The sequence below is a fragment of the Ruegeria sp. HKCCA4633 genome (assembly GCF_013034605.1).
Taxonomy (GTDB): domain Bacteria; phylum Pseudomonadota; class Alphaproteobacteria; order Rhodobacterales; family Rhodobacteraceae; genus Ruegeria.
The window spans coordinates 344,619-358,051 of sequence record NZ_WQGJ01000004.1; the positions used below are offsets into that span (position 1 = coordinate 344,619).

The window sequence follows — 13,433 nt, forward strand, 5'->3', positions numbered from 1 at the left end:
AAAAGGGAGGGCAAGACATGTTCAGATTGCTGCTTTTGACTGCCTTGATCTTGTTGGGTCGCGCCGTTCAGGCTGCGCCGGTGACCGGTGAGTTCGCCTCGATCGACGGGGGCACATTGGCCATTGAAGATTGGCGTGGCCAACCCGTGCTGGTGGTCAATACCGCGTCACACTGTGGGTTCACCGGGCAATATAAGGCTCTACAAAGGGTGCATGAGACCTATTCCGGCAAAGGGCTGGTCGTGCTTGCGGTTCCCTCAGATTCGTTCAATCAGGAACTCGGGTCCGCGGAAGAGGTAAAGCAGTTCTGCGAGATGAACTATGGGCTGACGTTGCCGATGACAGATATCACGCCGGTTAAGGGAAAAGACGCTCATCCGTTTTACAAGGCTGTTGCCGCCCAGACTGGGTTCACACCGAAATGGAACTTTAACAAGATCCTGATCGACCCAGCGGGCGAAGTAGTTGCGACTTATGGTTCAAACGTCAAACCCGACTCACGCAAATTGTTGAATCAGGTGGAAGCTTTGCTGCCCTGAGCGGGTTGACGCAAGAGCTGGACTGCAAGAATTCCAAGCGTTGTGACAGCGACACCAACCGCGTCCAGCGCGCCTAGTTTTTCACCTAGCAATATCGCTGCGATTGTGACCCCGAATACGGGGTTCAGGAAGTGGAAGGTCGCTGCCCGGACGGCACCGATGCGATCCAGCAGCAGAAACCATATCAGTGTGGCAAGCAGCCCAGGGAACAAGGTGGTGTATGTGAAAGCCAGTGCCAGCGGCACCGTTGGATGGATGTAAATGGTTTCAAAGATCGGCGCAGCGACAAACAAGACGGCCGAGCCAACCAGCATTTGCAGCCCCACGACCATCATGAAATTCCCGCCAGACGTCGCGCCGCGAACCGCTAGCGTGGCGAATGTCAAAGCAAGCGCCCCGATACCGCAAAGCGCGACACCGAACATGTCAACACCAGCGCTTATCCTGCTGCTCATGATCAGAGCAACACCTGCGAAACCGGCAAAGAGACCCAGAATGCCCAGCGGACGCAGCTTTTCACCAAAGATCAGCCATCCTGCAAGTGCAACCAACAACGGCATTGTAGATGCAATAATGGCCGCAACCGAAGCCTCAACTGTTTGCATTGCGTAGAAATTCAGACCCAAATAAAGAGCATTTTGACAAATCCCGAACAGGATCGTCGCGCGCCACTGGTTTTGGGTGAGGTGCCAGCTTTGGCCCATTGCCCTTGCAATTATCACGCCCAGAACACCAGAAATCAGGAACCGCAACGCCAGCGAGAACAAAGGTGAGGCATCTGCAACGATGATCCGCGCCGAGGTAAAGGCAGATGACCAGATCAGAGCAAATGTAAGCCCCATGGCTATGGCGCGCAGATCCATGGAGACCCCCTGTCATGTTCGGCGGACTGTTCCCGATTTTCCAGCTCGCTGCAAGTTGCCTGCGCCAAAAAAGACACGCAGGTAACATGCGGTGTGATTTATGTATGTTTTTATTGATTGATCAGCCAATAAACTATAACGGCGTGACGATCTGACCAAACAAGGGAGGTTTGTCAGTGCTTCTGGAGTACATTCTATCTTTTGGCGTCCTGCTGGCATTGGGCCTGGTCGCTTTCTTCGTCGTGAAATGGTGGAACCTGCGTTGCGTTGGTGTGACACCGGTTCATCTGTTCACGTTCATCGCGATCCTGTTCACATCCGGTCTGGATGTCGGCCTGATCATGTTCCCACTGACAGAATTCGGTGGCTATGCCGAGGACACTGCTTATGCATTTGCCAACCCGCTGGCGATCGAGTTTGGGTTCTGGGGCTTCCTGATCTGGGCGTTCTACTTCCTGACAGCCTTCTATTTCTGCGTGATCGAACCACGCGTGAAGTTCTTTGAGATTCCGCTGGTCAAGCTGATCAATAACGTGGTCATCATCGGCACCTGCGCCTTCACCGCCAGCCTGTTCCTGATCTATCTGCCCGGCTACCTACCCGAAGTCGGAGACGGCGAGTCCGTTGTAACAACGTTCTACATCATCGTATTTGTGGTCATCCTGGCGGCGGCCTATTCGTCGACTGACCTGAAATACGTACGCATCCTGTCGGTGGGTTCGACCTTTCTGTTCCTCGCGCTGATCATCGGAATGTGGGCTGCGGCAGGCATGGGCGTGACTGGCTTTTTGGAAACCGGCAGCAATATCGGCGCTTATTTCGCCAACCTTCACAAGTTTGTCCTGCCGCTGACCGACTATCACGCCTTCTATCTGTTTTGGTGGTTCGCTTGGTCGATCATGATTGGTCAGTTTACCTCGCGATTTGTGGGCGGTCTGACCACGTGGCAATTGCTGGCGGCGCTGCTTATCTTTCCATCCATCCCGCTGGGGATCTGGTTCACCGTTCTCTACTATTACCATTTGAACGGCATCAGCACCGCAGGAATCACCAATATCGCGATGGTGATCGTTGGTGTGACCTTCGTGATCAACTCGCTCGACTCGTTGATCCGCTTGTATACGGACAACCTGAAAATGACGGTCGAACGGTTCGGTAAGGCCACTTATGTGGCCGGCAACGTTGCGCTGTTGTTTGTTCTGACCCTGTTATTCCAAAGCCAGTGGCTGCAGATCCAGTGGATCGGAGCGGTGGTTGTCGGTCTGTATCTGGCCTGCGTGGTCTATATCCTGATCACAAAGCGCAAAGAGGTGTTGAGCATCGATGCGATGCCAGAAGACCGCGATCTGGACTTCCATAAGGTTGAGACGGTTCACTAATTGTCGATCAAAGCACTGATCCGAGGGGCACCCAAATGGTGCCCCTTTTCGTTGCATCTTGGCGACCATCAGGTTTGCCCTATGTTACACAGGGAAAGACGAAAGGTGTGCAGAGTGCTGGAAGAAAAACGCAAAGATCTTGACTCAGAGAAGCAGAAGAAAATTCTGATGCGCATGGTCGAAGCACTTAGCCAACTTGATCCCGATCTGTATTACCGACCGACCAGCGACATCGCATTGCATATAGAAAAATACATCCGCAGCGATGCAAAGCTCACATCCGACGAACGGTCGCTGATGGAGCGACTAAGCCGGCGTGATCTTGAGGTTTTGCTCAGTCTGCACTGAGGCCAAAGAAACTGAGGCCAAAGAAAAAGGGCCCCCAATTGGCGGCCCTTGATCATGTCGAAAAACGGAACTTAGCCGTTCACGCTGTCCTTCAGCGCTTTCGCGATGGTCATTTTCACAACCTTGTCGGCTTCTTTGGTGAAGGTCTCACCAGTGGCCGGGTTGCGAACTTGACGCTCGGGGCGCTCGCGGCAGTAGATTTTGCCAACGCCGGGCAGGGTGACTGCGCCACCGGCAGAAACTTCGCGTGTGATCAGGCCGGTCACGGCCTCAAGCGCGGCGTTCGCCGATTTCTTGTCGGTTCCCATTTCCTCAGCGAGAGCAGCAACCAGCTGAGTCTTAGTCATAGGCTTTGCCATTTCTTGGTCTCCTTAACGTGCCCGATCTATAGGGCCTCACCGCGTAACTGTAACGGGATATTGTGGCCAAACACAACGAATAGTAGCGCTGAAACCCCTAAAAATATGGGGAAAACGTTGCTTTTTTGCGTCAGAGGAAGGCTGTTTCGTCAAACGAACGCAATTTCCGGCTGTGTAACCGCTCCAGCGGCATGCCGCGCAAGTGTTCCATCGCTTTTATTCCGATAGCCAGATGACGGCTGACCTGCGTGGTATAAAAGGATGAGGCCATACCTGGCAGCTTCAATTCGCCATGTAGCGGTTTGTCCGAAACGCACAGCAACGTGCCGTAGGGAACACGGAAGCGGTAGCCATTTGCAGCGATGGTGGCGCTTTCCATATCCAGCGCAATCGCCCGCGATTGGCTGAGGCGCTGGACCGGACCGGATTGATCGCGCAATTCCCAGTTGCGATTATCGACCGAGGCTACAGTGCCCGTCCGCATGATCCGCTTCAGTTCGTACCCTTCCAACTCTGTCACTTCGGCCACGGCGCGTTCCAGCGCTACCTGGATCTCGGCCAAGGGTGGGATTGGAACCCAGACCGGCAGATCGTCATCCAGAACCTTGTCGTCGCGCAGATAGGCATGGGCAAGGACGAAATCCCCCAACGCCTGCGTGTTGCGCAGCCCGGCACAATGGCCGACCATTAACCAGGCGTGTGGGCGCAGCACCGCAATGTGGTCCGTTGCGGTTTTTGCATTCGACGGACCAACACCGATATTCACCAACGTGATCCCCGAACCGTCTTCCCGCTTGAGGTGATAGGTCGGCATCTGCGGCAGTTTCAGCGGCTGTTCAATCGCTGCCTCTGGGTCCGTGATCTCGGCGTTTCCGGTCGAAACAAAGCTGGTATAGCCGCTGGCGGGATCTGCCAATTGCTCGCGGGCGTAGTTTTCGAATTCCGAGACATAGAACTGATAGTTCGTGAACAGCACGTGGTTCTGGAAATGGCTTGCATCGGTCGCTGTGTAATGCGCCAGACGAGCCAGCGAATAATCCACGCGCTGGGCGGTAAACAGCGACAGGGGTCCAACGACATCCTCGTGATCATGCACACCGTTGACGATGTCGTCGTTGGTTGTGCTCAGATCTGGTACATCAAACACGTCACGCAGGGTGAACGCGGCCGCTCCCTGATGTGGCACAACCAGATCAGAATTGTTCGCCACAGCAAAATGCACCGGGATGGGCGTTTCTGACGCCGCAATTGTCACCGGCTGGCCGTGGTTCTTGATCAACAAAGCAATCTGTTGTGTCAGGTAAGACCGGAAAAGATCGGGCCGTGTCACCGTGGTGGCATGGACGCCGGGCTCTGAGACGTGACCAAAGCTCAGGCGGCTGTCGACCTGCGCGTAAGTGGACGTTTGAATGCGAATTTCCGGGTAATAGGCTCTGTATCGTGCGGACGGAGCACCTTCTTGCATCGCCTTGGAAAAGCTGTCGCACAGGAATTCCGTGGCTTGTGTGTAAAGCTCTTCCAAACGGGCAACGGCGGCTGCTGGATCGGTGAATTGCTCTGGCGCTTGTGAGTCAGGGGTCAGAAGTGTCGTCATGCCAAAGGTTCCAAAAGGTCGATTTTTTCGAAAGTGCGCACGTCTACCAACCCCAGATCCGATATTCTGAGTTCAGGGATCACGACCAGCGCCAGCAGAGAGTGCTGCATATACGCGTTGTTCAGATGACAGCCGCAGTCCTGCATGGCTTGCACCATCTCATCGGCTTTGGCTGCGACCTCGGCGGCGGGGCTGTCGGACATCAGGCCAGCAATGGGCAATTCGACCAGCGCCAGTTCCTGCCCGTCGCGGAAAATGGTAATGCCGCCACCCACTTCGGCCAGTCGGTTGGCTGCCAGTGCCATCTGTTCCTTATCCGTGCCTACGACAATCATATGATGACTGTCATGCGCCACGGTCGAGGCCATAGCCATCTTGCCCTGATATCCAAAGCCCGAGACAAACGCATTGGTCACTCCACCCGTCGCCCGATGCCGTTCGACTAGAGCGATTTGGCAAACATCACCTTCGCCCTCGACCAGCCCGCCAATGATTGGCAGTTCGGCCTTCAGCGCCTTTGTCGGGGCTTGGTTTTCAACTACGCCGATGACATTGGCCCGTACCCGGTTCGCACCGGCCGGTGCCTTGATCTCAAAATCGGCCGAGCTTAGCGCATGGCCCAAATGAACAGTGTTGCGCGCTTTTTGGGGCCAGTTCAAATGCGGACAATCGACCTGAATTACTCCGTTTTCCGCGACCACTTTTCCTCGTGCAATCACTATCTCGATCGGCAGGCTCGTCAGGTCCGAGCTGAGAACGATATCCGCCCTCCGTCCTGGCGTGACGGATCCGATTTCGCGTTCCAGCCCGAAATGCGTGGCTGTATTGATTGTCGCCATTTGCAAGGCGATCAGAGGCTCACATCCACAAGCAATCGCATGGCGTACGACACGGTTCATATGTCCGTCATTCACCAACGTGCCCGAGTGGCAGTCATCGGTACACAAAATGAAGTTGCGCGGGTCCAGCCCTTTCTCGGTCACTGCGGTGATTTGGCTTTCGACATCATACCAGGCCGAGCCCAAGCGCATCATCGACCGCATGCCTTGCCGCACTCGAGCAATGGCGTCGGCTTCGCAGGTGCCTTCGTGATCGTCCGCTGGCCCACCGGCCACATAAGCTGCAAAATTAGACCCTAAATCAGGCGAAGCGTAATGCCCACCCACGGTTTTGCCAGCACGTTGTGTGGCTGCAATCTCGGCCAGCATCTTGGGATCGCCGTGGATTACGCCCGGAAAATTCATCATCTCACCCAGCCCGATGATGCCTGGCCAACTCATGGCTTCTGTCACATCTTCGGGCGTGATTTCATAACCCGTGGTTTCCAGCCCCGGCGCAGATGGCGCACAAGATGGCATTTGGGTGAAGATATTGACCGGTTGCATCATCGCTTCGTCATGCATCATGCGCACACCTTCTAGACCAAGCACATTGGCGATCTCATGCGGGTCGGTGAACATGCTGGTCGTACCGTGCGGGATGACCGCACGGGCGAATTCGGCCGGGGTGAGCATGCCGGATTCGATATGCATATGCGCGTCGCACAGGCCGGGCAGAATATAGCGGCCGCGCGCGTCTATGATCTGTGTGTTCGGTCCGATGCAATGCGAGGCGTCAGGTCCCACAAAAGCAATCCGTCCTTCTGCAATCGCAACGGAATGATCCGGCAGTAACTCGCGGCTGTGTACGTTTACCCAAACACCGCCCTGAATGATCGTGTCTGCAGGCGCGCGTCCGGCCGCGACTTCGATCAACTTGGGGGCGACATCGGGCCAACTTGGGAAAGGTGTGTATTCCATGGCTCAACTTTCACGAATGCGCGAGCGGGTGCAACCCCGGTTCTGCGTCGTCACAAATAGATCATAGATTCCTGTTTGGCCTCCATCCACTTGCAGCCAACTCGTGCTGCCCGACCATCGGACAGGTGCGCAATGGCCTTGGGCAACGGCGGGAGCTTACCGGATTACGTTGTTGACCCAATTTCGCGCCGAATCCAATTCGCAAAAGCCACTGCACCGGGCGTGTCCTCGGCCTGCGGGGATAGCAGCAAATAATATGCCTCGGGCATTGGTGCGCGATGTTCGAATGGCGCGACAAGCTGCCCGCGTTCGATCAGGTGTTGTGCAATGGCGTCGTGCGCCAGGCACAGGCCCCCGCCTGCCGTGACTGCAGAAAGGCAAACCAGATAGGTTGTTGCATAGGTAATCGATGGATTGCCCCATGTTAGACCCTGCTCCTCTGCCCAGCTTGACCAATTGGACAGCAGATTGGAGCAATCAAACAATGGCTTCTCCTGAAGATCGTCCAGACTCACCTGATACCCCGGGGCACAGACCGGATAATAGTGTTCAGTGCGCAGCATTTCAGTCCGGGTGGTGTCCGACGGGCGCAACGAAAAGCGAATCTCAACCGCGGCGCCTTCGGCCATCTCTCGCGGTTCCCAGAGTTCGGTGAAGATATTTAATTGTACATCGGGATGCTCGGCCTGAAACATCGGCAGGCGCGGGGCCAGCCAATTGACGGCAAAGCTGATGTTGCACTGCACCTGAACGGCGTTTGGTTGCGCACCGGTGACAGCCTGTGTGCCGCGCATCAGAGTTCGAAACGCTTCTCGGACCACTGGCAAATAGGTGATTCCGGCCTCGGTCAGTTCTAACGCCTTGGGGCGGCGCAGGAATAGGGGCTGACCCAGATGGCCTTCCAGCGATTTGATCTGTTGGCTGACGGCGCTTTGGGTCATGTTTAGGTCCCGAGCCGCGCCAGTGAATGACAAATGACGCGCTGCGGCCTCAAACGTACGCAGCCAGCCCAGCGGAGGCAGCTTATTCTGCATCGACATAATCCCGGCATTAGTTTTGCTAATGGGATAGTGTTGTTTTTTTCGTTGGTCAAACGGGCAGACCAAATGCAGGCTTTACAAAAGGTCAGCCGCAATAGGAGCCCACGCATGAGTGTTACCAACCTTCGCCCCAATATCGACCACTGGTCCGAACGCGTGGATATGGCTGCCGCGTTCCGCTGGACTGCGCGGTTGAATATGCATGAGGCTGTCGCCAATCATTTCAGCCTTGCTGTGAACGATGACGGCACGCAGTTCCTGATGAACCCCAACCAGGCGCATTTCTCGCGCATCCGCGCGTCGGACTTGCTGCTGTTGGATGCCAATGACCCCGAGGTGATGTCTCAACCTGGCGCGCCGGATCCCACGGCATGGGGATTGCATGGGTCAATCCATCGCCACTGTCCGCACGCGCGTTGCGTCATGCACGTGCATTCGATCTTTGCGACAGTTCTGGCCTCGTTGGCCGACAGCACTTTGCCACCGATCGATCAGAACACCGCAACGTTCTACAATCGCTATGTGATTGACCAAGAGTTTGGTGGGCTGGCCTTCGAAAATGAAGGTGAACGCTGTGCTGGAATGCTGACGGACCCAAAGAAAAAGGTCATGATCATGGGCAACCATGGCGTTTTGATCATCGGTAGTGACCCCGCAGATACCTTCAACAGGTTGTACTACTTCGAACGCGCCGCCGAGACGTATATTCGCGCGTTGCAAACGGGCCTGCCCCTGCGTGTGTTGTCGGATGAGATTGCCGAGAAAACCGCAAAAGAGCTGGACGACTACCCCGATCAGGCCGAAGCCCATCTGCGTGAGATAAAGGCGATTCTCGACACAGAGGGCTCGGACTACGCATCCTAACCGCCAATTCTTCAGATAGCCTCATGACAGATATCGCCCCGGATCCCGAAACCGCCCGCTGGCACTATCATCCCGAAGGCCCCGTAGGTCTGAACCCTCTGTTCAGCTGGCCACCGCGCCCTGCGGCTGTGCTGAAATGGTACAGTGGCGCGTGGTTACAGATCACGTCCCTGACCTTGTGCATGGTCCTGGCGGTAACGGCCTATGCCTTCTTTTTCCCCGAATTAGAGACGATGAAGAGCTTCGCGCCCGGTTGGATGTTTCGGATCTGGCTGTTGAACATGGTGCCGCAAATCCTGGTCGCCGGTGCGCTACACTGGTGGCTTTACATGCGCAAAGGGCAGGGCATGTATAAAAAGTTCGACCGCCGGGATCTGACGCGGAACAACGGCGTGTTTACCTTCCGCAATCAGGTTTGGGACAATATCTGGTGGACGCTGGGCAGCGCCATGACAGTGGCAACCGTTTACCAGTGGATCATCTACTGGGCGATGGCCAATGGTTGGGCACCAACGATCACCTGGGCTGAAGCTCCGGTTTGGTTTGTCGTCTGGATAATGTTCATCCCCATGTGGTCTGGCTTGCACTTTTACTGGATACACCGGTTGGAGCATCACCCAAAGCTCTACAAACACGTCCACGCCGTTCATCACCGTAATGTAAACGTTGGACCATGGTCTGGCATTTCGAACCACTGGTATGAAAACCTGCTGTATTTCACCACCTACTTCATCCACCTGATTGTGCCGTCTCATCCGCTGCATCTGTTGTTTCACAGCTCTTTCCAACAGATCAGCCCGGTTCTGTCGCATTCAGGGTTCGAAAAACTGAAGGCAGGAGAGACCGACGCCGCGCGGGCCGGGGATTTCTTCCACCAGCTTCATCACCGGTATTTCGAGTGCAACTACGGCACGTCCGAAATCCCGTTTGATAAGTGGTTCGGCACCTACCACGATGGATCGGCTGAGGCGACGACACGTACGCGCGCTTATAAAAAGCAGATGTATACTTGATAGGGCCGATTTAATCGCCTTGGGTCAAACCCGTTCGAACAAGGCAACAAATGCCCTATCGTCCTTGTTCGGACCGGCGGCAAGATCGCCATAAATACGAACCTCGGGCAGGGTCAGATTTCGAATCTGACCTTGTTCCAATTGGCGCAGCATGTCTGCGAAACCCAGCTTTTCGAAATGACGGGCATTGATCGAAATGGCAAACTGCGCGCCGGGCCGTGCGATACGCAACAGCGCGGGAAAGACCTCGGGGCCAAGATGACCATGGGTGAAGGTCCCGGATGAGACGACGCCGGAATAGTTTTCGCGCGGTACCGGGATACCTTGGGTCACGTCTGCTTCGATCGCGTCGCGGTAGATATCCTTGCGCATGGCCTGATCCAGCATTTCCGTGCTCATATCAGTTGCGTCTATCGGCCCGACGCCCAGCCCGGACAACACAGCGCCGCAAAGGCCTGTGCCTGCGCCGACGTCCAGAACCGGGCCTTGACCGCCAGCACGCACAAATGCCCGCGCCGTGTGGGTGTGCAGCAAGTAGTCTTCGCGCGCGGCGAAGCTGTCATCATAATCCCCAGCCCATTCCGCATAGAGGCGTTTGTGTTCATCAGGTGAGTTCAGCGTATAGGCCGAATGCAAATCGGGTTTCTTGTCGCTCATACCCAACAGAAAGCCGCATCCAAAGATTCGATTCAAGTGCGTCCATGCAGCGCTTGCATCCCGGATCACTGAGGCCCATCAAAGGGGCATGACTCAGACGCTTTTTTCATTTGGCCATGGTTATTCCGCACAGGCCCTGTCCCGACATATTGCTCCGAAAGGCTGGCGCATTCTTGGCACCACACGTGACAGCGAGGGTATGGAAGCCATCCGTGACTCGGGTGCAGAGCCGTTGGTCTGGCCAGGACAGGAACCGAACCTGGATGGGGTGACGCATCTGCTGATTTCGACCGCCCCGAATGCAGAGGGTGATCCGGTCTTGGCGGCGCTGGGTGATGAAATCGCCCGCCGCGCGGCTCAATTCACATGGGTTGGATATTTGTCGACAACTGCCGTCTATGGCGATCATCAGGGTGGATGGGTTGACGAAGATACGCCTCTGGCACCAACGGCCAAACGCGGCAAATGGCGCATGCTGGCCGAGCAGCAATGGTCGTCCATTCCCGACCTACCCATCCATATCTTCCGGCTGGCGGGAATCTATGGGCCGGGCCGGGGTCCATTTTCCAAGCTCAAACGCGGCGGGTTGCGGCGTATCATCAAGCCGGGGCAGGTGTTTTCGCGCATTCACGTGGAGGACATCGCGCAAATCCTCGACGCCTCGATGACCAACTCCAACCCGGGTCGCGTCTACAATGTATGTGACGATGAACCCGTCCCGCCACAGGACGTCATTGGTTACGCTGCTGAGCTACAAGGTCTTCCCCTTCCGCCGGCGGTATCCTATGAAGAGGCCGACCTGACGCCAATGGCGCGCAGCTTCTATAATGAAAACAAGCGTGTGCGTAACAGTCGGATCAAGGACGAGCTAGGCGTGACTTTGATCTATCCCAATTACAGGGTCGGGTTAGACGCCTTGATGAAAGGCCAGTAGCACCTTAACCCGCTGCTGACCTGATCATGTCCGCTGCTTTTTCCGCAATCATGATGGTCGGCGCATTTGTATTTCCGGATACCAGCTTTGGCATGATTGACGCATCGACAACACGAAGCCCCTCCAACCCGTGCACACGCAGTTGGGGATCCACAACTGCCATCGGATCGCGCCCCATTTTGCAGGTGCCGACCGGGTGATAGATCGTATCGGCGCGGGCGCGGATGTGTTTTTCCCAATCGGCATCCGTCTGGGCGGTGTCCGTTCCGAACATCTCTTTGTGTCGGTATTTTGCCAAAGCAGGCGCTTCAAGGATATCCCGAGTCATCCGCGCCCCTTTGATCATAGTTTCAAGATCCCGCGCGTCGGATAGAAAAGCGGGATCAATGGCCGGTGTGTCCATTGGGTCGGCGCTGCGCAGCCCAACTGCCCCCCGGCTGTCCGGGCGCAATTTGCAGACATGACAACCATACCCGTATCCGTAGTGCAGTTTGCGTGCATGATCATCGACCATTGCGATTGTGAAATGGAGCTGGATATCGGGGCGTTCCAGATCAGGGCTGGTTTTCAGAAAGGCTGCCCCTTCGGCAAAGGGTGTGGCGGCCATGGAAGCGCCGGTCTTGTACCATCGCTGGATATGCCCAAGAAGCCGAACAGCCCCAACCGGACCAATACCAAATGTGTTTGTGTCTTTGGTGCGGTATGTCAGGGTGAAATCCAAATGGTCTTGAAGGTTTTGCCCAACACCAGGCAATTCATGACGTATGGCTATTCCATGGGGGTTCAGATCTGAGCCAGCACCTATGCCCGAAAGTTGCAAAAGTTGCGGCGATTTTAGCGCGCCCGCACACAGCAGAACTTCGCGTGTGGCCTTTACGCTGATGTCCGCACCTTTGCCCTTGGTCCGGCAGGTTACACCACTGGCGCGTTTTCCTTCAAATGTCAGCTCTTTGACAACGGCATGTGTGATGACGGTCAGGTTTGGACGGTCCATTGCCGGAATCAAGAATGCCGACGCGGCAGAGCAACGCTCACCATTCTTTGCTGGGCCGTGGAACTGCGTGACCTGATACAGACCAACACCTTCATTATCGCCCCGATTGAAATCGCTTGTTCTGCGGTGTTGCAGTTGCCCAGCGGCTTCGACAAAGGCGCGGGTGATCGGGCGGGGTTCTTTTTGATGAGACACGTGCAGCGGTCCGCAGCCGCCATGCATATCATCTGCGCCCTGCTCATTGTTCTCGGAACGCTTGAAGTATGGAAGAACATCGTTCCAGGCCCATCCTTCGCAGCCCATATCGGCCCAATCATCGTAATCCTGCCGCTGACCCCTGACATAAAGCATCGCATTGATGGCGCTGGAACCTCCCAACGTTTTTCCACGCGGTTGATAGCCTTTGCGCCCATTCAAACCTGTCTGGGGAACAGTCTCAAAGGCCCAGTTGTGGATGCGTGGTCGACCTGGCAAAGTTGCGACAGCCGCAGACGGCATCCGCACGACCACATCATCGCCGCTACCACCAGCCTCCAGCAAGCACACGCGAGTTGCAGGGTCTTCACTCAGACGGTTTGCAAGAACGCAGCCCGCTGAACCTCCGCCAACGATGACATAGTCGAATTGCATGTTGAGCTCCGCGCCTTGTTCCGCCGTGACCAGCTTGTTTTCGAAACTCTGCTGCATTTAAGTTAAAATTCAATTGTGACCTCAAGTCAGGGCACGCGGTAAATGAAGGGTGGGGTGAAAAGCTGGCCTGTCACGCATGACGTTCAGGTAATTTGGTATGCTCTTCCCTGAGTCATTAGCCACGATTCCGTCTTCTGACTGCGCCTTGCCCCAATTGGATAGGCAGACAGTGTCCTCAAAGCAGTAGTAAAAGCTGCATGTCACCACATAACTCTTTGTTATTATTTTATTTTTGTAGAAAAATTCGTGAATCGTGAAGTTTTTTCAAAATGGGGGTTGCAGGTCCCAGACCTAATCCGTAAATACCCCTTCACCGGCGCTGCTGAGGCGCTGGGACGCTGCGGAAGCGGCGGTGACACA

13 protein-coding genes are annotated in these 13,433 nt (G+C 55.6%); 6 read left to right on the forward strand and 7 right to left on the reverse strand.

Annotated features, from left to right (window positions below):
• Positions 1–17 precede the first annotated feature (17 nt).
• Positions 18–539, forward strand: a complete 522-nt coding sequence (locus GOV85_RS13000; RefSeq protein ID WP_171178825.1) for a glutathione peroxidase — start codon at positions 18–20, stop codon at positions 537–539.
• Here the strand turns inward: GOV85_RS13000 and GOV85_RS13005 are convergent.
• Positions 515–1,402: a DMT family transporter gene (locus tag GOV85_RS13005; protein WP_171178827.1), complete on the reverse strand. Its 888-nt coding sequence runs from the start codon at positions 1,400–1,402 to the stop codon at positions 515–517. The two genes, GOV85_RS13000 and GOV85_RS13005, sit on opposite strands and share 25 nt — an antisense overlap.
• Before the next feature lie 182 nt (positions 1,403–1,584).
• On the opposite strand from GOV85_RS13005, the gene GOV85_RS13010 reads away from it, so the two are divergent.
• Together GOV85_RS13010 and GOV85_RS13015 are read left to right on the forward strand one after the other, a co-directional pair.
• Positions 1,585–2,781, forward strand: a complete 1,197-nt coding sequence (locus GOV85_RS13010) for a BCCT family transporter (protein ID WP_171178870.1) — start codon at positions 1,585–1,587, stop codon at positions 2,779–2,781.
• A 114-nt stretch (positions 2,782–2,895) separates the two neighbouring features.
• On the forward strand, positions 2,896–3,129 hold the full coding sequence (locus GOV85_RS13015; RefSeq protein ID WP_171178829.1) for a hypothetical protein: 234 nt from the start codon (positions 2,896–2,898) through the stop codon (positions 3,127–3,129).
• A 71-nt stretch (positions 3,130–3,200) separates the two neighbouring features.
• Here the strand turns inward: GOV85_RS13015 and GOV85_RS13020 are convergent, their stop codons facing one another.
• The 4 genes from GOV85_RS13020 to GOV85_RS13035 all read right to left on the reverse strand — a co-directional run bounded on the left by GOV85_RS13020 (position 3,201) and on the right by GOV85_RS13035 (position 7,915).
• A complete protein-coding gene (locus GOV85_RS13020; RefSeq protein WP_050605937.1) occupies positions 3,201–3,488 on the reverse strand; it encodes an HU family DNA-binding protein in 288 nt (95 codons plus the stop codon).
• Between the two features lie 130 nt (positions 3,489–3,618).
• Positions 3,619–5,082: an AMP nucleosidase gene (locus tag GOV85_RS13025; protein WP_171178831.1), complete on the reverse strand. Its 1,464-nt coding sequence runs from the start codon at positions 5,080–5,082 to the stop codon at positions 3,619–3,621.
• Positions 5,079–6,881, reverse strand: coding sequence for an adenine deaminase (gene ade, locus GOV85_RS13030; RefSeq protein ID WP_171178833.1), 1,803 nt, complete (start codon positions 6,879–6,881; stop codon positions 5,079–5,081). Before ade ends, GOV85_RS13025 begins: the two co-directional genes overlap by 4 nt.
• 164 nt (positions 6,882–7,045) lie before the next feature.
• A complete protein-coding gene (locus tag GOV85_RS13035; RefSeq protein WP_171178835.1) occupies positions 7,046–7,915 on the reverse strand; it encodes a LysR family transcriptional regulator in 870 nt (289 codons plus the stop codon).
• A 114-nt stretch (positions 7,916–8,029) separates the two neighbouring features.
• On the opposite strand from GOV85_RS13035, the gene GOV85_RS13040 reads away from it, so the two are divergent.
• Both GOV85_RS13040 and GOV85_RS13045 read left to right on the forward strand, forming a co-directional pair.
• On the forward strand, positions 8,030–8,785 hold the full coding sequence (locus tag GOV85_RS13040; RefSeq protein WP_171178837.1) for a class II aldolase and adducin N-terminal domain-containing protein: 756 nt from the start codon (positions 8,030–8,032) through the stop codon (positions 8,783–8,785).
• 23 nt (positions 8,786–8,808) lie between these two features.
• The gene (locus GOV85_RS13045; protein ID WP_171178839.1) at positions 8,809–9,798 is read left to right on the forward strand and encodes a sterol desaturase family protein; all 990 of its coding nucleotides are present in this window, start codon (positions 8,809–8,811) and stop codon (positions 9,796–9,798) included.
• A gap of 24 nt (positions 9,799–9,822) precedes the next feature.
• Here GOV85_RS13045 and GOV85_RS13050 read toward each other — a convergent pair whose 3' ends face one another.
• The gene (locus GOV85_RS13050) at positions 9,823–10,455 is read right to left on the reverse strand and encodes a class I SAM-dependent methyltransferase (protein ID WP_171178841.1); all 633 of its coding nucleotides are present in this window, start codon (positions 10,453–10,455) and stop codon (positions 9,823–9,825) included.
• An 88-nt stretch (positions 10,456–10,543) separates the two neighbouring features.
• Here GOV85_RS13050 and GOV85_RS13055 point away from each other — a divergent pair, with 88 nt between their 5' ends.
• Positions 10,544–11,389, forward strand: a complete 846-nt coding sequence (locus GOV85_RS13055; RefSeq protein WP_171178843.1) for an SDR family oxidoreductase — start codon at positions 10,544–10,546, stop codon at positions 11,387–11,389.
• A 4-nt stretch (positions 11,390–11,393) separates the two neighbouring features.
• Here GOV85_RS13055 and GOV85_RS13060 read toward each other — a convergent pair whose 3' ends face one another.
• On the reverse strand, positions 11,394–13,013 hold the full coding sequence (locus tag GOV85_RS13060; RefSeq protein ID WP_171178872.1) for a GMC family oxidoreductase: 1,620 nt from the start codon (positions 13,011–13,013) through the stop codon (positions 11,394–11,396).
• Positions 13,014–13,433 lie beyond the last annotated feature (420 nt).